The organism is Mycobacterium sp. 2YAF39, from assembly GCF_052114565.1.
Lineage (GTDB): Bacteria > Actinomycetota > Actinomycetes > Mycobacteriales > Mycobacteriaceae > Mycobacterium.
On sequence record NZ_JBFREZ010000005.1, the window covers coordinates 116,459 to 140,215 of the forward strand.

Annotated in this window: 18 protein-coding genes and 1 tRNA gene; 15 read left to right on the forward strand and 4 right to left on the reverse strand. The window is 65.3% G+C overall.

The genetic code is table 11. The features are described 5' to 3' along the window. Window positions 1–23 precede the first annotated feature (23 nt). The 8 genes from AB4Z42_RS15940 (at window position 24) to AB4Z42_RS15975 (ending at window position 9,362) form a co-directional block, all read left to right on the forward strand. The gene (locus AB4Z42_RS15940; RefSeq protein WP_442010497.1) at window positions 24–746 is read left to right on the forward strand and encodes a phytanoyl-CoA dioxygenase family protein; all 723 of its coding nucleotides are present in this window, start codon (window positions 24–26) and stop codon (window positions 744–746) included. Next, a complete protein-coding gene (locus tag AB4Z42_RS15945; RefSeq protein WP_442010170.1) occupies window positions 747–2,303 on the forward strand; it encodes an anthranilate synthase component I in 1,557 nt (518 codons plus the stop codon). It begins immediately after the preceding gene. After that, the gene (locus AB4Z42_RS15950) at window positions 2,300–2,881 is read left to right on the forward strand and encodes a TIGR02234 family membrane protein (RefSeq protein WP_442010171.1); all 582 of its coding nucleotides are present in this window, start codon (window positions 2,300–2,302) and stop codon (window positions 2,879–2,881) included. The genes AB4Z42_RS15945 and AB4Z42_RS15950 overlap by 4 nt, the downstream gene beginning before the upstream one ends. 70 nt (window positions 2,882–2,951) lie before the next feature. Then, a complete protein-coding gene (gene trpC / locus AB4Z42_RS15955) occupies window positions 2,952–3,770 on the forward strand; it encodes an indole-3-glycerol phosphate synthase TrpC (protein WP_442010172.1) in 819 nt (272 codons plus the stop codon). A 36-nt stretch (window positions 3,771–3,806) separates the two neighbouring features. Next, window positions 3,807–5,066, forward strand: a complete 1,260-nt coding sequence (gene trpB / locus AB4Z42_RS15960; RefSeq protein WP_442010173.1) for a tryptophan synthase subunit beta — start codon at window positions 3,807–3,809, stop codon at window positions 5,064–5,066. 14 nt (window positions 5,067–5,080) lie between these two features. Beyond that, on the forward strand, window positions 5,081–5,851 hold the full coding sequence (trpA, locus tag AB4Z42_RS15965) for a tryptophan synthase subunit alpha (protein ID WP_442010498.1): 771 nt from the start codon (window positions 5,081–5,083) through the stop codon (window positions 5,849–5,851). Beyond that, window positions 5,848–8,019, forward strand: coding sequence for a prolipoprotein diacylglyceryl transferase (gene lgt, locus AB4Z42_RS15970; protein ID WP_442010174.1), 2,172 nt, complete (start codon window positions 5,848–5,850; stop codon window positions 8,017–8,019). Before trpA ends, lgt begins: the two co-directional genes overlap by 4 nt. A gap of 53 nt (window positions 8,020–8,072) precedes the next feature. Further along, the gene (locus tag AB4Z42_RS15975; protein ID WP_442010175.1) at window positions 8,073–9,362 is read left to right on the forward strand and encodes a DUF222 domain-containing protein; all 1,290 of its coding nucleotides are present in this window, start codon (window positions 8,073–8,075) and stop codon (window positions 9,360–9,362) included. On the opposite strand, the gene AB4Z42_RS15980 is transcribed toward AB4Z42_RS15975, so the two are convergent. Together AB4Z42_RS15980 and AB4Z42_RS15985 are read right to left on the reverse strand one after the other, a co-directional pair. Next, window positions 9,348–10,013, reverse strand: a complete 666-nt coding sequence (locus AB4Z42_RS15980) for a response regulator (RefSeq protein ID WP_442010176.1) — start codon at window positions 10,011–10,013, stop codon at window positions 9,348–9,350. The genes AB4Z42_RS15975 and AB4Z42_RS15980 overlap by 15 nt on opposite strands. Continuing rightward, entirely contained in the window at window positions 10,006–11,634 is a 1,629-nt protein-coding gene (locus tag AB4Z42_RS15985) for an ATP-binding protein (RefSeq protein WP_442010177.1), read from the reverse strand. The genes AB4Z42_RS15980 and AB4Z42_RS15985 overlap by 8 nt, the downstream gene beginning before the upstream one ends. Window positions 11,635–11,730: 96 nt before the next feature. Between AB4Z42_RS15985 and AB4Z42_RS15990 the strand changes: the two genes are divergently transcribed. The 7 genes from AB4Z42_RS15990 to AB4Z42_RS16020 all read left to right on the forward strand — a co-directional run bounded on the left by AB4Z42_RS15990 (window position 11,731) and on the right by AB4Z42_RS16020 (window position 22,150). Next, the gene (locus AB4Z42_RS15990; protein WP_442010178.1) at window positions 11,731–12,714 is read left to right on the forward strand and encodes a Bug family tripartite tricarboxylate transporter substrate binding protein; all 984 of its coding nucleotides are present in this window, start codon (window positions 11,731–11,733) and stop codon (window positions 12,712–12,714) included. Next, window positions 12,711–13,235 carry a tripartite tricarboxylate transporter TctB family protein gene (locus AB4Z42_RS15995; protein ID WP_442010179.1) on the forward strand — a complete coding sequence of 175 codons (525 nt, stop codon included), beginning with the start codon at window positions 12,711–12,713 and terminating at the stop codon, window positions 13,233–13,235. Before AB4Z42_RS15990 ends, AB4Z42_RS15995 begins: the two co-directional genes overlap by 4 nt. Before the next feature lies 1 nt (window position 13,236). Next, the gene (locus AB4Z42_RS16000) at window positions 13,237–14,778 is read left to right on the forward strand and encodes a tripartite tricarboxylate transporter permease (protein ID WP_442010499.1); all 1,542 of its coding nucleotides are present in this window, start codon (window positions 13,237–13,239) and stop codon (window positions 14,776–14,778) included. Then, window positions 14,775–15,167, forward strand: a complete 393-nt coding sequence (locus AB4Z42_RS16005) for a universal stress protein (protein WP_442010180.1) — start codon at window positions 14,775–14,777, stop codon at window positions 15,165–15,167. Before AB4Z42_RS16000 ends, AB4Z42_RS16005 begins: the two co-directional genes overlap by 4 nt. A gap of 131 nt (window positions 15,168–15,298) precedes the next feature. Beyond that, the gene (locus AB4Z42_RS16010; RefSeq protein ID WP_442010181.1) at window positions 15,299–16,726 is read left to right on the forward strand and encodes a nitrate/nitrite transporter; all 1,428 of its coding nucleotides are present in this window, start codon (window positions 15,299–15,301) and stop codon (window positions 16,724–16,726) included. Window positions 16,727–16,731: 5 nt separating this feature from the next. Continuing rightward, window positions 16,732–20,505 carry a molybdopterin-dependent oxidoreductase gene (locus tag AB4Z42_RS16015; RefSeq protein WP_442010182.1) on the forward strand — a complete coding sequence of 1,258 codons (3,774 nt, stop codon included), beginning with the start codon at window positions 16,732–16,734 and terminating at the stop codon, window positions 20,503–20,505. 226 nt (window positions 20,506–20,731) lie between these two features. Next, window positions 20,732–22,150 (forward strand): hypothetical protein, encoded by a 1,419-nt coding sequence (locus tag AB4Z42_RS16020; protein ID WP_442010183.1) that lies wholly within the window; start codon window positions 20,732–20,734, stop codon window positions 22,148–22,150. Between the two features lie 20 nt (window positions 22,151–22,170). Here the strand turns inward: AB4Z42_RS16020 and AB4Z42_RS16025 are convergent, their stop codons facing one another. Then, a complete protein-coding gene (locus tag AB4Z42_RS16025; RefSeq protein WP_442010184.1) occupies window positions 22,171–22,791 on the reverse strand; it encodes an FMN-binding negative transcriptional regulator in 621 nt (206 codons plus the stop codon). Between the two features lie 879 nt (window positions 22,792–23,670). After that, window positions 23,671–23,756: transfer RNA gene (locus tag AB4Z42_RS16030), tRNA-Leu, on the reverse strand. Window position 23,757 lies beyond the last annotated feature (1 nt).

Below are 23,757 nucleotides of genomic sequence, written 5' to 3' on the forward strand. Positions count from 1 at the left end.
GTTTCCATGAGAGCGTGCCTTGGATGCTGGATCTCGACGCCTTCGTGACCGACGGCTTCGCCAAGATCGAGAGGGCGGCTCCCCGCCACGTCGCCGATGAGGCGCGAGCACTTCTGTGGCGGCAGTTGGGTCTTTCACCCGACGACCTCGACCAATGGACAGAAGCCGTGCGATGGGCGTCAGATCTGATGGGCCACGGGCCCTTTGGTGGACTCGTTCGAAGCCGCGCGCTGGCTGCGGCGCTCGACGCGGTCTGCGGCAGTGGCGGCTGGGTGCCGCGGGGTTCGCTGGGCAATATTCCCGTGCGCTTTCCGGTGTCCCCGCCCAATGACGATCGCGGATGGCACATCGACGCGAATACGCCGCTGCCGGACGGGTCGTGGGCGGTCACCGGTCGTCCGCATACCGTGCTGTTGCTCACGCTGCTTTCCGACGTCGGCCCGGACGACGCTCCGACGCGAATCCGCCCCGGGTCACACCACGACGTGGCGCGGGTACTGGGCCCCGACCCGGTGGAGCCGACCGAACTGGGGCGTCTGGTTGACAACGCCAGTGCACACCGGCCGGTCGTGCACGCCACTGGTGAGCCCGGCGACATGTACGTCGTTCATCCCTTCACGGTGCACGCCGCCGACGAGCATCGCGGCACCACGCCGCGCTTCATGGCGCAGGCGCCGATCGTGCTGACGGACCCGCTGACGCCTGCGTCGTCGTCGCCGCTGGCACGCGTCTGGGAGAATCGGTGAGTGCAAACGACCGCCAACCTCGCCGGAGCCGCCCCGGCGGCGACATCTGGCACGAGCACCACGTCGCGCGAGGACTTCAGGGCGCTGGCCGCCGAGCACCGCGTGGTGCCGGTGACCCGCAAGGTGCTCGCCGACAGTGAGACCCCGCTGTCGGCGTACCGCAAGCTGGCCGCCAACCGGCCCGGGACGTTCTTGCTGGAATCGGCCGAAAACGGCCGGTCCTGGTCGCGCTGGTCGTTCATCGGTGCCGGTGCCCCGTCGGCGTTGACGGTCCGTGACGGCGAAGCGGTGTGGCTGGGCGCAACCCCGCAGGACGCGCCCAAGGAGGGCGATCCGCTGCAGGCGCTACGCGCGACTCTCGAGCTGCTGAAGACCGAGCCGGTGCCGGGGCTGCCTCCGCTGTCGTCGGGCCTGGTCGGGTTCTTCGCATACGACATGGTGCGACGCCTCGAGCGCCTACCGGAGCTGGTTGTGGACGACCTCGGGCTGCCGGACATGTTGTTGCTGCTGGCCACGGACGTCGCCGCTGTGGACCACCACGAAGGCACCATCACGCTGATCGCCAACGCCGTGAATTGGAACGGCACCGACGAGCGCGTCGATTGGGCCTACGACGACGCGGTCGCCAGGCTCGACGTGATGACCGCCGCGCTCAGCGAGCACCTGCCGTCGACCGTTGCGACGTTCGGCAGGCCCGAGCCGATGCACCGTTCACAGCGGACTGTGGAGGAATACACAGCGATCGTCGAGAAGCTCGTCGCGGACATCGAGGCGGGCGAGGCTTTCCAGGTGGTGCCGTCGCAGCGGTTCGAAATCGACACCGACACCGATCCGCTCGACGTGTACCGGATGCTGCGGGTGAGTAACCCCAGCCCGTACATGTACCTGCTCAATGTGCCTGATGATGCTGGCGGACTGGACTTTTCGATCGTCGGCTCGAGTCCCGAAGCGCTGGTGACCGTCAAAGACGGCCGCGCGTCGACGCATCCGATCGCGGGTACGCGGTGGCGCGGTGAGACCGAGGAAGAGGATGTGCTGCTCGAGAAGGAGCTGCTGCACGACGACAAGGAACGTGCCGAGCACTTGATGCTGGTCGATTTGGGCCGCAACGACCTTGGCCGCGTCTGCCGGCCGGGCACCGTGCGCGTCGAGGACTACAGCCACATCGAGCGCTACAGCCACGTCATGCACATCGTGTCGACGGTGCACGGAGAGCTGGCGGAGGGCAAGACCGCGCTGGATGCCGTGCTGGCGTGCTTCCCGGCAGGAACGTTGTCCGGGGCACCGAAGGTGCGCGCCATGCAGCTCATCGAGGAGGTCGAGAAGACCCGTCGCGGCCTGTACGGCGGCGTTCTGGGCTATCTGGACTTCGCGGGCAACGCCGATTTCGCCATCGCGATCCGCACGGCGCTGATGCGCGGGGGTACGGCGTATGTACAGGCCGGCGGGGGAGTAGTGGCCGATTCCAATGGGCCATACGAGTACACCGAGGCGGTGAACAAGGCCCGCGCGGTGCTCAATGCGATCGCCGCGGCGGAAACCCTGACCGAACCATGATCCGGATCGCCCAGCTCGGGCTCGTGCTGGCCGCGGCGGCGCTGTGGATCGCGTCGCGGATGACATGGGTCGAAGTCACGTCGTTCGACGGGCTGGGGCAGCCCAGGACCACAACATTGTCGGGCGGCTCGTGGTCGACGGCGCTGGTGCCGCTGGCGGTGTTGCTCTTGGCGACCGCCGTCGCCGCGCTGGCGGTACGTGGCTGGCCGCTGCGGGTGCTGGCCGTGCTCGCGGCGATGACCAGCGCAGGAACCGCCTACCTGGCGATCAGCCTGTGGGTGGTCCGCGATGTCGGCGTCCGTGGTGCACATCTGGCCGACGCGCCGGTGGCCGATCTGGTGGCGACTCAGAGGCACTACGGGGGTGCGATGACCACGATGGCCGCCGCCGTCGTCACACTCGCGTGCGCCGCGCTGCTCCTGCGTTCGGCCACCAAAGAGAGGTCAGGCCCGGCTCGCTACGCACGTCGCAGTGCTGCTCCGAGGGACCAACCGGACGACGCGATGTCGGAGCGTCAGCTGTGGGATGCACTCGATGAGGGACGTGACCCGACCAATACGGACAACAAGGGGCGGTGACACCCGATTACGCGGCGACGGTTACCCTTCGTTTAAGACTGAAGGCAGCATCGAGGGGAATCGACAAGCCATGAGTTCGGCAACCGTGCTCGACACCATCATTGAAGGTGTTCGCGCTGATGTCGCCGCTCGTGAGGCCGCTCTTCCGTTTGCCGAGATCAAGGAAAAGGCCAAGGCAGCGCGGTCCCCGCTGGACGTGTTGGCCGCATTGCGCGAACCGGGCATCGGTGTGATCGCAGAAGTGAAGCGCGCCAGCCCGTCGCGAGGAGAACTGGCCACGATCTCGGATCCGGCGAAGCTGGCCCGCGCATACGAGAACGGTGGCGCGCGCGTCATCAGCGTGCTGACTGAAGAACGTCGCTTCAACGGTTCGCTGAAGGATCTCGACGCTGTGCGTGCAGCGGTGTCAATCCCCGTGTTGCGCAAGGACTTCATTGTCGGGCCGTATCAGATCCACGAGGCACGTGCACACGGAGCAGACATGTTGTTGCTGATCGTCGCGGCGCTCGAACAACAGGCGTTGGAATCGATGCTCGATCGCACCGAATCCCTCGGTATGACTGCGCTTGTCGAGGTGCATACCGAGGAGGAAGCTGATCGCGCTCTGCAAGCGGGTGCCAAGGTGATCGGGGTCAACGCACGAGATCTCAAGACACTGGCAGTCGATCGGGACTGCTTCGCGCGCATCGCGCCCGGGCTACCGAGCGGTGTCATCCGGATCGCTGAGTCGGGTGTGCGCGGAACGGCCGATCTGCTCGCATACGCCGGGGCAGGCGCCGATGCCGTGCTCGTCGGCGAGGGACTGGTCACCAGTGGTGATCCCCGCGGCGCCGTTGCCGATCTGGTCACCGCAGGTACGCATCCGTCCTGCCCGAAACCCTCGCGCTGACACGGCGATGAGCCGCTTGCGCGAAGAGCATCGTTGATGGCCGACCTCGCCGGGCCGGAGTTGCCGCGTTCCAGCGCGGCCGTCGCCGAACCTACAGTCCACGATCCCGATGCGGGCGGCCACTTCGGTGTCTACGGCGGAAGATTCGTGCCCGAGGCGCTGATGGCGGTGATCGAAGAGGTCACCTCGGCTTACGAGAAAGCTCGTGGCGATCAGGCGTTTCTCGATGAGCTGGACCGATTGCAGCGCCACTACACCGGCCGGCCGTCGCCTTTGTACGAGGCCTCGAGGCTGTCCGACCATGCGGGTGGCGCCCGGATCTTCCTGAAGCGAGAAGACCTCAACCACACCGGATCTCACAAGATCAACAACGTCCTCGGTCAGGCGCTGCTTGCGCGGCAGATGGGCAAGTCACGCGTGATCGCCGAGACGGGCGCGGGACAACACGGCGTGGCCACCGCGACGGCGTGCGCGCTGCTCGGCCTGGAGTGCATCGTCTACATGGGTGCGGTCGACACCGCGCGCCAGGCCCTGAACGTCGCGAGGATGCGCCTGCTCGGCGCGGAAGTCGTGTCCGTCGAGTCGGGTTCAAAGACTTTGAAGGATGCGATCAACGAGGCTTTCCGGGACTGGGTCACCAACGCCGACAACACCTACTACTGCTTCGGGACCGCGGCCGGACCCCATCCGTTTCCGACGATGGTGCGCGACTTCCAGCGGGTGATCGGCCTGGAGGCGCGTGCACAGATTCAGTCGCAGGCGGGACGACTGCCCGATGCGGTGACGGCGTGTGTGGGCGGCGGGTCGAATGCGATCGGTATCTTCCACGCGTTCATCGACGATCCCGGCATTCGACTCGTCGGCTACGAAGCGGCAGGCGATGGTGTTGAAACCGGTCGCCACGCAGCGACTTTCACGGGCGGATCGCCTGGAGCCTTTCAGGGGTCGTTCTCATACCTGCTTCAGGACGAAGACGGGCAGACCATCGAATCCCATTCGATTTCAGCCGGTTTGGACTATCCCGGCGTCGGCCCAGAGCATGCGTTCCTGAAAGACATCGGTCGTGCGGAGTACCAGCCGATCACCGATGCCGAGGCCATGGATGCATTCGGTCTGTTGTGTCGCACCGAGGGAATCATTCCGGCCATCGAATCGGCACACGCCGTCGCGGGCGCGTTGAAGCTGGGTCGGGAACTCGGCTCCAACGCGATCATCTTGATCAACCTGTCGGGGCGCGGCGACAAGGACGTCGAGACGGCGGCTAAGTGGTTCGGCCTGATGGACGGTGAGCCGTGAGCCGGTTGGCAGGAATGTTCGACGCGTGCCGGGCGGAAAATCGCTCGGCGCTGATCGGTTATCTGCCGACAGGCTTTCCCGATGTGCCGACCTCGATCTCGGCGATGACGGCGTTGGTCGAATCCGGCTGTGATCTGGTCGAGGTCGGTATCGCGTACTCGGACCCCGGTATGGACGGCCCGACGATCGCGGCTGCCACCGAAGTGGCGCTACGTGGCGGTGTGCGAGTGCGTGACACGCTGACAGCTGTCGAAGCGATCAGCAACGCGGGCGGCCGGGCTGTGGTGATGACGTACTGGAACCTTGTGCTGCACTGGGGTGTCGACGCCTTTGCGCGTGACCTCGCGGCGGCAGGCGGGCTGGGGATGATCACGCCCGATCTGATCCCGGATGAGGCATCGGAGTGGATTGGGGTGTCGGAGGCTCACGATCTGGACCGCATCTTCTTGGTGGCGCCGGCGTCGACTCCGGAACGGTTGGCCGCAACAGTCGAGGCGTCGCGCGGATTCGTCTACGCCGCTTCGACGATGGGTGTGACCGGTGCACGAGACGCCGTGTCGACGGCCGCACCCGAACTGGTCAACAGAGTGAAGGCGGTGTCTGACATTCCAGTCGGTGTGGGACTCGGTGTGCGGTCGCGCGAGCAGGCCGCGGAGATCGGCGCGTATGCGGACGGCGTGATCGTTGGGTCGGCGTTGGTGTCGGCATTACAGGACGGGGTGCACGCGGTGCGGACGCTGACTGCTGAGCTCGCCGACGGAGTGCGGCAGAGGATTACCGCGTGACGACAACGGTGCTCGCCTCGTTTCCGAGTCCGTCCCAAGGCGTGTGGTATCTCGGTCCGGTTCCGATCCGTGCCTACGCGTTGTTCATCATCGTCGGGATCGTCGCGGCGCTGATCATCGGTGATCGGCGCTGGGAGGCCCGGGGTGGCGAACGTGGAGTCATCTACGACATCGCACTATGGGCGGTGCCTTTCGGTCTGATCGGCGGCCGGCTGTACCACGTCATCACCGACTGGCCGAAGTACTTCGCCGAAGGCGGTGCCGGATTTCTCGGCGCGTTGCGGATCTGGGACGGTGGCCTGGGAATCTGGGGTGCCGTCGCGCTCGGCGGCGTCGGCGCGTGGATCGCATGCCGGCAACGCGGTATTCCGTTGCCCGCGTTCGGTGATGCGATTGCGCCGGGAATCGTGCTGGCGCAGGCGATTGGCCGGTTGGGAAACTATTTCAATCAGGAGTTGTACGGACGCCCGACGGACGTGCCGTGGGCTCTGGAGATCTACGAGCGCCGAGGCGCGAACGGTGTGGTCAGTCCCGACCTGGCCAACGGTGTTTCGACGGGTGAGCTGTATGCCACCGTCCATCCGACGTTCCTTTACGAATTGCTGTGGAATGTCCTGATTTTCGCTGTTTTGATCTGGGTCGATCGACGCTTCAAGATCGGTCACGGTCGATTGTTCGCCCTGTATGTCGCGGGCTACTGCCTGGGCCGGTTCTGGATCGAACTGCTGCGCAGCGACCACGCCAGCCTCATCGCCGACATCCGCGTGAACTCGTTCACGTCGACCTTCGTGTTCATCGGCGCTGTCGTGTACATCATGGTCGCGCCCAAGGGGCGTGAGGATCCGGCGGCACTCAAGGGCAAGCCGCGCGATGGGTCGGTCATCGACGAAGTAGCCGACGAGCTCGTCGCGGTGGCTGCGACATCGGGTGTGGTGGCCGCGGCCAAGGCGGCTGGCGCAAACGAGGCTGAAGACAGCAGCCCCAACTTGGATGAACAGGTCGCCGACGATCTGGAAGAGCCCGGCGCGGAGGACGATTCGACCACCGAGACGGAGTCCGCTGAACTGGCCGAACTGCTCGCGGCGGCTGCAGCGAGTGACGAATCCGAAGCCGAGTCCGAGTCTGTGGGTGGTGTGGGTGCCGTCGAGGGTGAGGATGCCGTCGAGGCCCAGGAAGCCGCGCCGGAAGTGCACGAGGCCGCCGTCGAGGACGCTGCTGAAGCCGAGCAGGTAGCCGACGAGGTCGCCGAAGAACCCGAAGACGATGACACCGACGCCGAAGCCGAAGCCGATGAGGATTCCGACGCCGAGCCTGTCGGTGGCGTGGGTGCTGTCGAAGGTGAGGACGCCGTCGAGGCCCAGGAAGCCGCGCCGGAAGTGCACGAGGCTGCCGTCGAGGACGCTGCTGAAGCCGAGCAGGTAGCCGACGAGGTCGCCGAAGAACCCGAAGACGATGACGCCGATGCCGATGAGGATTCCGAGGCCGAGGCTGTCGGTGGCGTGGGTGCTGTCGAGGGTGAGGACGCCGCCGAGGCCCAGGAGGCTGCGTCGGAGGTGCACGAGGCTGCCGTCGAGGGCGCAGCTGAGGCCGAGCAGGTAGCCGACGAGGTCGCCGAAGAACCCGACGAGGCTTCCGAGACCGACGCCAACGCCGATGAGGATTCCGAGGCCGAGGCTGTCGGTGGTGTGGGTGCTGTCGAGGGTGAGGATGCCGTCGAGGCCCAGGAGGCTGCGTCGGAGGTGCACGAGGCTGCCGTCGAGGACGCAGCTGAGGCCGAGCAGGTAGCCGACGAAGTGGCCGCCGAATCCGAAGAACTTGAAGACGATGACCTTGAAGACGAAGCCGATGAGGATTCCGAGGCTGTCGGTGGCGTGGGTGCCGTCGAAGGTGAGGACGCCGTCGAGGCCCAGGAAGCCGCGCCGGAAGTGCACGAGGCCGCCGTCGAGGACGCAGCTGAGGCCGAGCAGGTAGCCGACGAAGTGGCCGCAGAACCTGAGGCCGACGGACTCACCGAAGGCTCAGCCGAGGAAGCCGCAGAAGGAGATACCGCCGCTCCGGTTTCGGATACCGCGGCGACGGTTGTGCGGCCAGTGGCCCAAGCACCTGAAGCCCCGGCAGAAGAGCGCGGCGGTCGTCTTCGTCGGATCTTGAGGCGCCGCAACCGCTAGGTCTCCAACTCGCCACATCGGAGTTGTCGGAGGGTCGCGGTAGAGTCGAACATATGTTCGATATAGCAGCTGTAACCGCGGTTGATCCGCTCGCCGATGAGGCTCACTTGATCGCGCGTATCGCGGAGTTGGAGGGCCTGAAGTCGGCCGCCGCGGCCGGCCAGGCATATGCCACCGCAGCGTTGGATGCGTGCCGACGCGCTGATGAAGCCGCAGCGGGGATGCCGTCCGCCAAGCGCGGTAGAGGCGTGGCCAGCGAGGTGGCATTAGCTCGTCGCGATTCCCCCTCGCGAGGTAACCGGCATCTCGGCTTCGCCAAGGCGCTGATTTATGAAATGCCGCACACGCTCGCGGCATTGGAGAGCGGTGTGCTCTCGGAGTGGCGGGCCACCTTGGTTGTACGCGAGTCAGCGTGTCTGGAGGTCCGGCACCGACGAGCTCTCGATGCCGAATTATGCGCTGATGCAACCAAGCTCGACGGGATGGGTGACGCCCGTGTCGCCGCGGAAGCCAAAGCGATCGCGTACCGGCTCGATCCGCAGGCGGTAGTCGACAGAGCCGCCAAGGCCGAGACCGACCGGACAGTGACGTGCCGTCCAGCCCCAGACACCATGACCTACGTGACCGCGCTGCTACCGGTGGCGCAGGGCGTCGGGGTGTATGCGGCGCTGAAACGGGCGGCCGACACCACCTTCGACAGTCGGTCACGTGGACAGGTGATGGCCGACACACTGGTGGAGCGGGTAACCGGAAGGCCAGCCGAGGTTCCAGAACCCATTGCGGTCAATCTCGTCATATCGGATGAGTCGCTGCTAGGTGCGGGGAACACCCCGGCGCTGGTCGACGGTTACGGGCCGATTCCCGCCGCCGTCGCACGCCAAATGGTCGAATGCGCCGGTGGCGACAGGAGGTCGAAGGCCACCTTGCGGCGGCTGTACCGGCGGCCGAAGAGCGGCTCTCTGGTGGGGATGGAATCGCGATCGCGGTGCTTCCCTAAAGGATTGGCCATGTTCATCGGCCTGCGCGATCAACGATGCCGAACTCCATATTGCGATGCGCCTATTCGGCATCGCGACCACGCTGTGCCGAGAAGCCGCGGCGGGCCGACGCATGCACTCAACGGACTCGGGATGTGCGCACACTGCAACTTCACCAAGGAATCACCGAAATGGCAGGTGTGGCCCAGTGAGCAGAACGGTGTCCACGTAGCCGAATTCGTGACGCCGACAGGTGCGCGTTACCTCTCGACCGCCCCACCGCTGTTGCCGGGTCAGCCGGAGATCTTGATCAGTGAAGTCGAGGTCAGGATCGGGATCGAGCTCGCGGATCTACACGCCGCGTAGGTGGTAACGACGCTCGGGTCTGCCGGCGCCGTATTGCAGCCGTAGGTTTAACACCTCGGCGTTCAGGTAGTGCTCGAGGTAGCGGCGCGCGCTGACTCGCGAAATCCCAACCATGTCCGCGCATTCTGCGGCCGACACCTCGGTGGCACTGCGCACGGCATCCAACACCAGTCGGCCCGTTTCGGCGCCAAGCCCCTTCGGCATTGGCTGCGCCGTACCGCCCGGCCGGCCGAACAACGAGTCGACGAGCGACTGGTCGATGCCACCCGCTGACTCCAGCGTGTCCGCCCGTGCCGCGAATGCCTCCAGCTTCGTCTTGAACTGACTGAACTCGAAGGGCTTGATCAGGAAGTCGGCTGCGCCACCATCAAGAGCGCCTTTCACGGTGTCCAATTCGCGCGCCGCGGTGATCATGATGACGCCGACGAGGTTGCCGCTCGACCGCAGCCGCTGCAGCACGTCCAGGCCGGTCATGTCCGGCAGATACACGTCCAGCAGCACCAGCTGCGGCTGCAGATCCTCCACGGCGGTCAGCGCTTCCGTGCCTGTTCGGGCGACCCCGATCGCGCGGAAGCCGTCGACCTGTTCGACGAACCGCCGATGGATCTCCGCAACCATGAAATCGTCGTCGACGATCAGCACGTCACGCATGTGCGGCCTTCTCTGCCACGTCGGTCGCCGGCAGCCGCGCCACGAAAAGTGCCCCGCCGGAAGGACCGTCGCTCACCTGAACGGTGCCCCCGTGTTGCGTGGTGACGATCCGCACCAGCGCCAGGCCGATACCCCGTCCGCCGGGGGCGTCCGGTTTGGAAGTCACGCCACGAGCGAATATCGACTCCCGAAGATGTTCGGGTACACCGGGTCCGGAGTCGGCGACGGAAATGGTCAGACCGGCATGGTCGTCGATGCTGATCGTGACCCGTGCCGGCCGCGAGCCCACCGACACGTCGACCGCATTGTCGATGAGGTTGCCAAGCAGGGTGATCACGTCGGTCGCCAGCGCGGGCGGCAGAGTTGCCAGATGCGAATCCGGGGCGATCTCGAGAGAAACCCCGCTCTCGGCCGCCAGCGTCGTCTTCGCGATCAGCAGCGCTGCGACTGCGGGATCGGAAATACGCTGCGTGACAGCGTCACTGATCTCTGCTCGCCGTCTCGTCAGGGTGCCCACGAGATCACGCACGGAATCATATTCGCCCAGCTGGACCAGGCCGGAGATGGTGTGCAATTGGTTGGCGAACTCGTGGGTCTGCGCACGCAGCGTGTCCGTCACACTCTTGTGCGACGACAGCTGTCCCTGCAACGCCGCGAGTTCGGTGCTGTCACGCATGGTCGTGACCGTGCCGATCCGCTGGCCCTGGCTCGTCGCCGCCCGCCGGTTCAGAGCCAGCACCCTTGTGCGGGTGACGATCACAGTGTCTCCGGCGGACCGGCCATCCTCGCCCGAGAGCAGGAAATCGACCACCGCGGGATCCAGGCCGACACCGTCGACCGGGCGACCCACCGCATCGTGGGCCACGCCGAGTAGCTCCTGTGCGCTGTCGTTGAGCAGCGTGATGTCTCCATCGTTGTTCACCGCGACCACGCCCTCGCGGATGCTGTGCAACAACGCCTCCCTGTGATCGGCGAGACCGGCGATCTCGGCGATCTCCAAGCCGCGGGTATGCCGTTTGATCCGCCGCGACAGCAGCCACGACGCCAGCAGTCCCAGCAGCGCGCCGAGGCCGAGGTAAAACAGCAGGCGCTCACCGGATGCGCCCATCAATTCCCACACCGAGGGATAGCGCTCACTGACCGATGCGATGGACACGACGTTGCCGCTGTCGGCGAGGATCGGCACCTCGCCGACGAGGCTGTGAACCCCGTCGATGTTCAGGTCGCCGAACCACGCTCGCCCCTCGTCGGCGCGGGTCAGACCCATGTCGACCTGCTTACCGATGCGCGACGGGTCCGATGACACACGCACCGTCCCGCCGGGGTCGACGATCTCGGCGAGTCCGGCTCCCGACAGCGCCACCGCACGGTCGACCTCGGGCGCCAACACCTTCGAAGCCCCGGGGTCGCTGTACCTATCGCGCACGACCGGTGTGGAGGCCATGTTCTCCGCGACCGCGATCATCCGCGCTCCGCGCACCTCACGGAACTCCCGCGTCGACTGCGCCACCGACACCGCGGCGACCGCGATCAGCACGATCGCAACGACCAGCAACTGGAAGACCAGGAACTGGCCCGCCAGGCTGCGAAAGCCCCGCGCTGGAGACCGGAGAAGTTTCACAACGACCAAAACGTCCTTTGCGTACTCATGCGTGACCTGGATCACTCGGGGTACCAGTATTGCTGAGCATCACAACTGACGTGATTGGGGAGCGACGTGAAGAGCACGCACACACGGCCGGTGCTCGTCATCGCCGTGATCGTGGCACTACTGGTGACGTCATGCGGCGTCACCCGTGACAGCGGCGAATTGGGACTGCACCGGCTGCGCATGATGGTGCCGAACAGTCCGGGCGGTGGTTACGACCTGACCGCGCGCACTGCGGTGAAGATCATGGAGGAAGACGACATCACCGGTCGCGTCGAGGTCTTCAACGTGATCGGCGCAGGCGGCACCGTCGCGATGGCCCGGCTGATGAACGAAAAAGGCAACGACGACCTCATGATGACCATGGGGCTGGGCGTCGTCGGCGCGACCTACACGAACGGGTCAAAGATCAAAGCTTCCGACGCGACGGCCCTGGCGAAGCTGATCGAGGATCCCGGCGCGATTTTCGTTCCCGCCGATTCTCCGTTCAAGACGGTGCAGGACTTCGTCGCGGCATGGAAGGCCGATCCCTCCAAGGTGACGATCGGTGGCGGTTCGTCACCGGGCGGACCCGACCATCTCTTCCCGATGGAAGTGGCGAAGACCGTCGGCGTCGACCCCAAGTCGGTCAACTTCATCACCTACGACGGCGGTGGTGACCTGCTGACCGCATTGCTCGGCAAGAAGGTCACGGTCGGCACATCGAGTCCCGGTGAGCTCATCGACCAGATCGAGGCCGGCCAACTCCGGGTGCTCGCGGTGTCCAGCGAGGAACGCGTCGAGGGTGTCGACGCCCCGACGCTGAAGGAGTCGGGCATCGACATGACGTTCGCCAACTGGCGCGGAGTCCTTGCACCGCCTGGCATTTCCGATGAAGCCAGGCAGTCGATGATCAAGGTGCTCGAGGACCTGCACGCCACTCAAGGGTGGAAGGACGCGCTGGTGAAGAACGGCTGGACCGACGCGTTCGTCACCGGCGACGCCTTCGAGCAGTTCCTCAAGGACCAAGACAACCGGGTCTCGTCGACCCTGACCGAGCTGGGGCTGCTATGACGACGACAGACGATGCGGTGACGCCGACGCCCGAGAAGCGCACCGACAAGGCGCAGTACCTCGTGTGCGTCGTGCTCGTCGCGGTCGGCGGATTCGTGATCTATGACGCGCTCACCCTCGAGGCGGGCTTCGCGAAGGTCGATCCCGTTGGGCCCAAGTTGTTCCCGGTCGTCATCGGTGTTGTGCTTATCGCGCTGGCGATCGTGTTGGCGATCGCGATTCCGCGCGGGTCGGTGGGGGAGGCCGACGCCGGCGAGGACGTCGACCCCGATGCGCCAAGCGACTGGCGCACCGTCGGCTTGCTGGTCGGCCTATTCGTCGCCACGATCCTGCTGGTACAGCCGCTCGGCTGGGCCATCACCGGCGCCCTGCTGTTCGCCGGCACAGCAACGGTGCTGGGAAGCAGGCATTACGTCCGGAACATCGTCATCGGTGCGGTGCTTTCGGTCGGCAGCTTCTATGCGTTCTATTCCGGGCTTGGAATCCCTTTGCCCGCAGGCATTCTGGATGGAATCCTCTGACATGGAAAATCTTGACTGGCTGATCCAGGGCTTCGAACAGGCCGCTACCCCGATGAATCTGCTGTACGCCGTGATCGGCGTGCTGCTGGGCACCGCCGTCGGCGTGCTGCCCGGTATCGGGCCGGCCATGACGGTGGCGCTGCTGCTGCCCGTCACCTACAACGTTCCTCCCAGCGCCGCGTTCATCATGTTCGCCGGCATCTTCTATGGCGGCATGTACGGCGGTTCGACGACCTCGATCCTGCTGAATACGCCGGGGGAGTCCTCGTCGGTCATCACCGCGATCGAGGGCAACAAGATGGCCAAGGCCGGACGCGCGGCACAAGCGTTGGCGACGGCCGCAATCGGGTCTTTCGTGGCGGGCACCATCGGCACCGCATTGCTCGCGGCCTTCGCCCCGGCGATCTCGCGGTTCGCGGTCACCCTCGGTGCGCCGTCGTACCTGGCGATCATGCTCTTCGCACTCGTCGCCGTCACTGCGGTGCTCGGTTCGTCGAAGCTACGCGGCGCGATCGCACTGTTCCTCGGTCTGGCGATCGGCGTGGTCGGTATCGACTTCCTCACCGGCCAGCCGCGCGCCACCTTCGGAATTCCGCTGCTGTCCGACGGCATCGACATCGTGATCATTGCGGTGGCCATCTTCGCCGTCGGCGAAGCACTGTGGGTCGCAGCGCATCTGCGTCGCCGCCCAGCCGAGGTCATCCCGGTCGGCCGGCCGTGGATGGGCAAGAGCGACTGGCAGCGCTCGTGGAAGCCGTGGCTACGCGGTACCGCATACGGTTTCCCGTTCGGCGCGCTGCCGGCGGGCGGTGCCGAGCTGCCGACGTTCCTGTCCTACATCACCGAGAAGCGGCTGTCGAAGCACAAGGACGAATTCGGCAAGGGTGCGATCGAGGGCGTCGCCGGTCCGGAAGCCGCCAACAATGCCTCGGCCGCAGGCACTCTCGTGCCGATGCTGTCCCTCGGCCTGCCCACCAACGCCACCGCGGCCGTCATGCTGACCGCCTTCGTATCCTACGGAATCCAGCCCGGCCCAACACTGTTCGAGAAGGAACCGTTGCTGATCTGGACGCTGATCGCCAGCCTCTTCATCGGCAACCTGCTCCTGCTGCTGTTGAATCTGCCACTGGCACCGCTGTGGGCCAGGCTGCTACGCACACCGCGGCCCTACCTCTACGCGGGCATCTTGTTTTTCGCCTGCCTCGGCGCGCTGGCGGTGAATGTGCAGGCACTGGACCTGGCGTTGCTTCTGGTGTTCGGCCTGCTGGGCCTGATGATGCGCAGATTCGGGCTGCCGGTGCTGCCGCTGATCATCGGCGTGATCCTCGGCCCACGCATCGAACGCCAACTGCGGCAGAGCCTGCAGCTGGGTGGGGGGGACTGGAGCAGCCTGTTCACCGAACCCGTCGCGATCATCGTGTACGTGCTGATGGTGGTCCTGTTGCTGGTGCCACTGGTGCTCAAACTCATGCACCGCAGCGAGGAGACGCTTCTGGTCGTCGAGGACGACAAGGACCAGCGGGAGAAGGCGGCACAGTCATGATCGTCGTCGGATACAGCGCCGACCCGTTCGGCCGCGCCGCACTGGAGCACGGAATCGCCGAAGCGAAACTGCGCGGCACCACGCTTCTGGTCATCAATTCGAGCTCGGGTGAGTCCTACGTCGATGCCCGCTTCGCGCAGGCACCTGAAGTCGGGGATGTCGAGCGGCATCTCGCCGAGTGCGGCGTCGAGTTCGAACTCGTCCAGCCCGTCGGGGTGGACACCGGCACCGAACTGCTCAAGGCAATGGACCGAGATGACGCCGAACTGCTGGTGATCGGCATCCGGCACCGCAGTCCGGTCGGCAAACTGCTGCTGGGCAGCGTGTCCCAACAGGTGCTGCTCGAGTGCCCGAAACCGGTGCTGGCGGTCAAACCCGACCAAAGCTGACGTGGCCTGCGTCACGAATGTTTCCAACGCGTTTCGTGCACCGCGCACCCGGCCACTACGGCGAAGTGAGCGGGTGTTGACGTTTCCGACACGACGGTGCAACGGGTGTGGAATGGCTTCACGCGAACCTAATGCTCGTGAAGACCTTGAGGCGCGGCCGCACGATCGAGCACTGGGATGCCGAAGATGTCGATGCGTGGGAGACCACCGGCAATCAAATCGCTAAACGCAACCTGATCTGGTCCATTTTCGCCGAGCACGTCGGCTTCTCGGTGTGGTCGATCTGGTCGGTGATGGTGCTGTTCATGCCACAGAACGTCTACAACATCGATGCGGCGGGCAAGTTCTACCTGGTCGCGGTGCCCACGCTCGTCGGCGCTGCCATGCGCATCCCGTACACCATCGCGCCCGCCAGGTTCGGCGGTCGCAACTGGACGATCGTCAGCGCACTGCTACTGCTCGTCCCGACGCTGCTCACGCTCTGGGTGATGCAGCAGCCCGGCACGACCTACACCACCTTCATGATCGTGGCGGCGTTCGCCGGTCTCGGCGGTGGAAACTTCGCATCGTCGATGACCAACATCAACGCCTTCTACCCGCAGCGGCTCAAGGGCTGGGCGCTGGGGCTGAACGCAGGCGGCGGCAACATCGGCGTTCCGGTGATCCAGCTCGTCGGCCTGTTGGTGATCGCCGTGGTCAGCAATACCGCACCCGAAATCGTCTGCGCCATCTACCTCGTCCTGATCGCACTCGCCGCGACGGGCGCCGCGCTGTTCATGGACAACCTCGGCAATCAACGCTCCAACATCGGTGCGATGGCAGAGGCATTGCGGTACAAGCACTCCTGGGTGATGAGTTTCCTCTACATCGGCACCTTCGGTTCGTTCATCGGCTTCTCGTTCGCCTTCGGACAGGTGCTGCAGATCAACTTTCTCGCCGGGGGAGACACCGCGGCGCAGGCATCGCTGCACGCCGCGCAGATCGCCTTCATCGGCCCGCTCCTCGGCTCGATCTCCCGGCCGTTCGGCGGCAAGGTGTCCGACCGCGTCGGCGGCGGCAAGGTCACCATGTACACGTTCGTCGCGATGATCTTCGCCGCGGGAATCCTGGTGGCAACCGGAATGATCGACGACGGTATGGCCGGTGCCGCGACCGGCGGGCAGATGATCGCCTACGTCACCGGTTTCATTCTGCTGTTCATCCTGTCGGGTCTCGGAAACGGCTCGACGTACAAGATGATCCCGTCGATCTTTGAAGCGAAGGCCCAGGGCCGTGACGACTGGACCCGCGATGAGAAGGCGGCATGGTCGCGCAGCATGTCCGGTGCGCTGATCGGTTTCGCCGGCGCGACCGGCGCACTCGGCGGAGTATTCATCAACATCGTGCTGCGCGCCTCGTACGTCAGCGACGCCAAGTCCGCGACCAACGCGTTCTGGGTGTTCCTCGCCTTCTACGTGATCTGCGCCTTCGTCACCTGGGCGGTCTTCCTGCGAGTCCAGACCGCGCGGGCGGGTGCTGGTGAGCCGATCGACCGCACAACCGCGCCGGTGCCTGCCTGACGCGCATGACGCCCAAGGTGACCCGGACGGCGTGCTCATACTGCGGTGTCGGCTGCGGTATCGAAGTTCACAGCGTCGTGAGCTCCGATACCGGCCGGCCCGTCATCGCACGTGTCACCGGGGACAAGCTGCACCCCACAAACTTCGGCCGGCTCTGCACCAAGGGTGCGACACACGCCGAGTTGATGGCCGCCGACGACGGCAGGCTGACTTCTGCACTGCTGCGTCCCGCCCGCGGTGAGGAACTGGTGCCCGCACCCGTCGACGACGCGGTCGCCGAGGCCGGACGCCGGCTGCGCGCCATCGTCGACGAACACGGACCGGATGCGGTCGCCCTCTACGTCTCGGGGCAGATGTCGATCGAGGCGCAGTACCTGGCGACCAAGCTGGCCAAGGGCTTCCTGCGGACCGTCCACATCGAGTCGAACTCGCGGCTGTGCATGGCAAGTGCGGGAACCGGTTACAAGCAGTCGCTCGGCGCCGACGGCCCTCCGGGTTCCTACACCGACTTCGACCGCGCCGACCTGTTCTTCGTCACCGGCTCGAACATGGCCGACTGCCATCCCATCCTGTACCTGCGAATGGCCGACCGACTCAAGTCCGGCGCCAAACTGATCGTCGTCGACCCCCGCCGCACCACCACCGCCGAACGCGCCGATCTCTTCCTGCAGATCAAACCCGGCACCGACCTTGCGCTACTCAACGGCCTGTTGCATCTTCTCGTCGAAAACAACGACATCGACGCGGATTTCATCGCCGAGCACACCGACGGCTGGGACGCCATGCCCGAGTTCCTGGCCGAGTACACCCCTGACCGCGTCGCGCAGATCACCGGTCTCGCAGAAGATGACATCCGCACCGCCGCCCGGATGATTGCCGAGGCGGGCGAGTGGATGAGCTGCTGGACGATGGGGCTGAACCAGAGCACCCACGGCACCTGGAACACCAACGCCATCTGCAACCTGCACCTGGCCACCGGAGCGATCTGCAGGCCCGGCAGCGGCCCGATGTCGCTCACCGGCCAGCCCAACGCGATGGGCGGGCGCGAAATGGGTTACATGGGACCGGGTCTGCCCGGCCAGCGCTCGGTGCTGTCCGCGGACGACCGGGCCTTCGTCGAGCAGCAATGGTCGTTGGATGCGGGCACCATTCGTTCCGACGTCGGGCCCGGCACCATCGACATGTTCGGCCAGCTCGCCGACGGAAAGGTCAAGGCGTGCTGGATCATCTGCACCAATCCCGTTGCCACCGTGGCCAATCGGCGGACGGTGATCGCGGGACTCGAAGCCGCTGAACTCGTCATCACGCAGGATACCTACCGCGACACCGCCACCAACCGCTACGCCGACATCGTGCTGCCCGCGACCCTGTGGGCCGAATCCGACGCCGTGATGGTGAACTCCGAACGCAACCTCACACTGCTCGCGCAGTCGGTGCCACCACTCGGCGGATCCCGCCCCGACTGGCAGCTGATCTGCCAAGTGGCCGCACATCTGGGGTTCGAGGAGCACTTCACCTACGAGTCCAGCGAGCAGATATTCGACGCGATCCGCCGCTTCTCGAATCCCAAGACCGGCTACGACCTTCGCGGTGCGAGCTATGCACGCCTGCGGAACACGCCGCTGCAGTGGCCCTGCCCGCCCGATGACGAGAACGACCGCCACCCGATCCGCTACCTCAACGACGGCGTCAGCCAGGACTACTTCGTCGATGCGAATGGCCATGCGCCCCGGCTGGCGTTCCCGACCCCGTCGCGGCGCGCCGTCTTCCACGCCCGTCCGCACATGGACGCCCGCGAAATGCCCGACGACGACTACCCGCTGGTGCTCAACACGGGCCGCTTGCAGCACCAGTGGCACACCATGACCAAGACCGGCAGGGTCGACAAACTCAACAAGCTCGACAACGGGCCGTTCGTGGAGGTCCATCCCGTCGACGCGGCCGCCCTCGACATCGTCATCGACCAACCCGTCGAACTCACCACGCGCCGCGGCCGCGCGGTGCTTCCCGCGGTGATCTCCGATCGCGTGCGCCAAGGCACCTGCTTTGTGCCCTTCCACTGGAACGACGAACATGGCGAATACCTCGCCGTGAACGCGCTCACGAATGACGCGGTCGACCCCGACTCGCTTCAGCCGGAGTTCAAGGCCTGCGCGGTGAGCCTGAGACCGCTGGGCGCGCCGCTGCGCGGCACCAGGACACTGTCGCGTCCGGACCTCAGTGACGGACCGTTGGTGCTGTGGGCGTCGCAGACCGGCACCGCCGAGGAGTTCGCAGGTAAGGTGGCCGCCGGAATCGGCGTGCCGAATCTAGTGAACATGAACGACGTCGCCCTTGCCGACCTCGCTTCGCGCGACGTATTGGTGATCACAAGCACGTTCGGAGACGGAGGGCCGCCCGACAACGGCGCCGAATTTTGGAACCGGCTCACTTCGCCGGATGCGCCCACGCTGGACGGGGTGCGCTACGCGGTGCTCGGTATCGGCGATCGCACATATGACGACTTCTGCGGACATGCGAGGTCCATCGACACCAGGCTGGCCGCACTGGGCGCGACCCGGCTGCTCGAGCGCGTCGATTGCGAGGCTTACGACGTCGAACCGATGGGCCGATGGGTGGACCGGGTCGCCGCCCTGTTGGGTCGCGCGGTGTTCTCGATGCCTGCGACCGTTGCGGAGCCGTTCACCCGCACGCATCCGATCACGGCGCCGTTGTCCAGAAACATGGTATTGACCGCGCCATCGTCGCTAAAAGAGGTACGCCAGTTCGGGTTTGACATCTCCGAGTTCGATGTCAGCTACGCCGCAGGCGACTCACTCGGGGTGTTCCCCACGAACGACCCGGCCGCCGTCGACGGGTGGCTGGCGGCCACCGGCATGCGTGGTGAGCACATCGTCGTGGTCGACGGCACCGAGCAGACCATGCGCGGCGCCCTGACGTCGCGCTACGACTTCTGCCGCGTGACACCCGACTTGTTGCGCTTCATCGCCGAGAACAGTCGCGATGCGAAGGCGTTGCGCGCTCGCAGGGACAAGTTGGACAAGTGGCTGGTCGGACGCAATGGACTCGATCTCGTGCAGGAGTTCGTCGTCCACGCGGACCCCGACCAGTGGCTCGAGGTCCTGGTGCGGCTGACGCCGCGTAGTTACTCGATCTCGTCGAGCCCGCTGGTCAGTCCACACGAGATACAACTGACGGTCTCGGTGGTGCGCTATTGCGGCTCCGGCGGCGGGAAGCGTGGCGGTGTGTGCTCGACGTTCCTCGCCGATCGCGCGGCGTCGGCGCCGGTGTTCCTGCAACGCTCACCGCACTTTCGGCCACCCGACGACGGTGACGCACCGATGATCATGGTCGGCCCAGGGACGGGCATCGCGCCGTTTCGTGGCTTTCTGCAGGAACGACGCGCGCTCGGTCACGCGGGTCGCAACTGGTTGTTCTTCGGTGATCAGCACCGCCGCGAAAACTACTATTACCGAGACGATTTGGAAGACATGACTCGCGACGGGTTTCTGAGCCGTCTCGACCTGGCGTTCAGCCGTGACCAGGCCGACCGGGTCTATGTGCAGGACAGGATGCTCGATCGCGGTGCCGACGTGTGGCGCTGGCTCGACGACGGTGGGCACTTCTACGTCTGCGGTGACGCGACCAGGATGGCGCGCGACGTCGACGCGGCGCTGACGACGATCATCGAGACCCACGGAAAGATGTCGCGCGAACGGGCTCACGACTTCAAGCGCGAACTCGTCGCCGCGAAACGTTATGTCCGCGACGTGTACTGAGGACCGCGGTCGGCGTATTGCGCGATTGCGGTTACGGGCCCATGGATCGGAGTACGTTCCCCCTTAGCCAGGATTTGCTTTCTGGACATTGGGGGAATTCATGAGACGACGCGTATTTCTCGCCGGTGGGGCCGGCGCCGTCGTCGCAGTCTCTGCGCAGTCGGTCGCCGGGTGCTCAACCTCAACGGATGAACGGCCCGGAGCGGGGAGTAGTGCAGGAGGTGAAGTGGCCCGGCTGCGCGAAGAGTATCCAGACTTCGACGCCGACTATGTCGACAACGCGATCGCGCCGTTTCTTCAGAACAGCGTCTTCGATGGCCAACGGCCCGTTCTGCCGATGATCGACGTCGCGCTGACGAAGGAAAATGCGTTGCCGTCCGACCTGTGGGGCCTGCTCAGCGATAAGTGGGGACCGGACCCCGAGAAGGGTGTCACCGTCTTCCTTCAGGGGCTCGAACTCCGCGGGCCCGACAACCGCCGCAAGCGGATCTACATGTCGGCGGTCACGCCCGACCTGTACGACCGCATGTACAAGGGCAAGGTGGTTCGCTTCTGGGACGAACTGCTGAGTCAGCAGAACCGCGAAAAGCCTTTAATGAGGATCTATTTGGACACGTTCTGGGATCTGTATTGGGACCTGCATCTGGGTGTGCGTGGCTCCGAGATTCCCGATCAGGTACGTGAGATCGGCGCCAGCTTCAACGCGGTGCTGGCCTACCGGGATCCGACTCAGAAGATCGTCTATGACAACTACATGGCAGTCAGGGAGCGGCTCACCTTCCTGAAGTCGTGGATCGACGATCGGCTGGCGGACATCGGCTCCGGCAAGACGCGGGAGCCGGAGAAGACCTTCGCCTGGTACTGGCTCAAGAACGGCGAGGAAAGCGAGTATTTCAACCACCAGGACGTCGTGTTCGAGTGCTTCCACAACTTCGTGGCATTCAGTCAGTGGGGCAACAGCCTCTACAACGTGATGTCAAACCTCGGCCGCGAAGGAGGCGACCCGCAGGCGAAGGACTGGTTCGCGAAGACGATGGCGGGGGATTACGACAAGCCGGACGGTTCTGCGTTCCCGCCGCTGGAGCGGTTGGTCATGGAGCTGTTCCGCACCATCTCCCCCAACGGTGGAAGCATCTCGGCTGTCGAGCCGACGCGACCGCCGGCGTTCGAGAGCCACGGTTATATCGCCACACCGCACCCGTCGACGAGCAGGGACCCGGTCCAGTGGTCAAACCCCGACGACTTCGATCCGTCGCGGTACCAGGCGGCACCGACGAGCCAGCAAGTCGATGAAACGCGAATTCGCCAGATGGGTTTGGCCAACTGCCCATTCACGCCGACAGACTTTCCCGTGAGGGACGGGCGCGCAGCGACATTGCGCAACAGCGCTTTCGGCACGGTGTTCGGCGTGGTCGAGGACCGACCCAGACCCGTGTGCGACTACGCCGGTTTCGCACCCTTCGGTTTCGGTTACCGACGGTGCCCCGGAGAACAGCTGACCACGATGGCCTTCGAGGACCTGCTCCGCAAGGTCGCACGTGATCGCCTCGAGTTCGTCAAGGTCGTACCGAATAACGCAGAGCAGCTACCGATCGGGCCTAACACTGTGATCGGCGACGACATCGGGTTCGTCCGTCTGTCATAGCCGATGGAACGTGACGTGTACTAGAGACCAGGTTCCATCGCGGCCGCGACTTCGGCCGCTTCGTAGTGGTCTTCTCCGCGCAGCCCGGCGACCACCCCGCGGCGGTCGGCCTCTGAGCGGTTCTGGCTCAGCTTGGCCTTGCCCTCCACACGCGTGACGGTGATCTCGAGCCCGACGATGCCGCCGAGCTGTCCCTCGATGTACTTTTCCGGCGCATCGCAGGGCTGCCACGGCTGAGCACGGGGGTCTTCGTGCACCCCGGTCAATCGGGTGACGACGTCGCGCAGCCAGTCGCGGTCCTCGTGGACCCGCACCGTCCCGGAGAGGTGCACGGCGCTGTAGTTCCACGTCGGCACCACCTTGCCGTGCTCAGCCTTCGCCGCGTACCACGACGGGCTGATGTAGGCCTCGGGGCCCGGACAGATCAGCAGCGCCGGACTGTCGACGGCGATGGACTTCCACTGCGGGTTGGCACGCGCCATATGCGCGAGGACGACATCGCCGTCCCACATGATCGGCAGCAGGGTCGCGACGGGCATCCCGTCCGGATCGACCGTGACGAACTCGGCCGATCGCGCCGCGGCGACGAAACGTCGGATCTCGTCGTCGTCCTCGATCCGGTTGAAAGACGGGATGTACATCGTGTGTCCGAGGGGGACATGAACCCCCGCAGAGCCTCCTGCTCATGAACCGAAAAGTGCTTCTAGCAGCTAAAACTTATCACTGCACATCACCGCAGTTACCAGCCGGCACGGCTTGTCACCAGGGCCCGGTCGTCAGTGTCCTTCCAGCGGACATGGGTGGCGACCAGCGTCGAGGGCGTCGGCAATCGCAGGTCAACGAGGTCGCCACAACCGTCGCAGACGAGTGATGCGAACACTCCCATTCATGCCGCCGAAAGGCGGTCGCGCATTCATGCCGCCGAAAGGCGGTCGCGCCGCGCACTGCATGCACCGCCGCTCGTCAATGAACGTCGGTACGCCACATTTTTCGCAAACATTGGTGCTGCGCATTTACTGACCCCACGCGGCGGGCTGGCTATCTAACCCGGCCAATCACGATGTTCTCCCCCAGGACCCTCACCTGGACGGCGGCGGCACGGATGTGCTGCGGTCGGTCCTCAGAGGATTCCAGTCTCGTGTGAACGATCGTAGCGACTTTGGTGGCGAAACGTCAGCCGTTGACCTTCCACGCTTGCATTCACCGGCTTGCGGTGGGGGAGGTGAATGTGCTGGCCGTCGCCGATGTTGAGTTCCTAAAACGTCGTATCTCGGTGCACCGCAACGCTGTCCAGGTCGGGACAGGACTTTGACACCGGGTAGACGAAGGGTAAGTAAGTCGAACGGTGCCGCTAGCGGCCTCGGTTCTGTGTCGGCTGGCGGTACGGTGCGAGGACCGCTTGCCGGGCGATCTGCTATTCCCGGCGCGAATGTCCTTGCGGTGTCCAAGTAGCCTGCCGACCGCCGCCGCGAGCGTCGAATAACCGCTGTCGAGCTGCGTCGATGCGTTTGGCTGTTGTGTGTCCGAGGGGGGACTTGAACCCCCACGCCCGTTAATAGGGCACTAGCACCTCAAGCTAGCGCGTCTGCCATTCCGCCACTCGGACC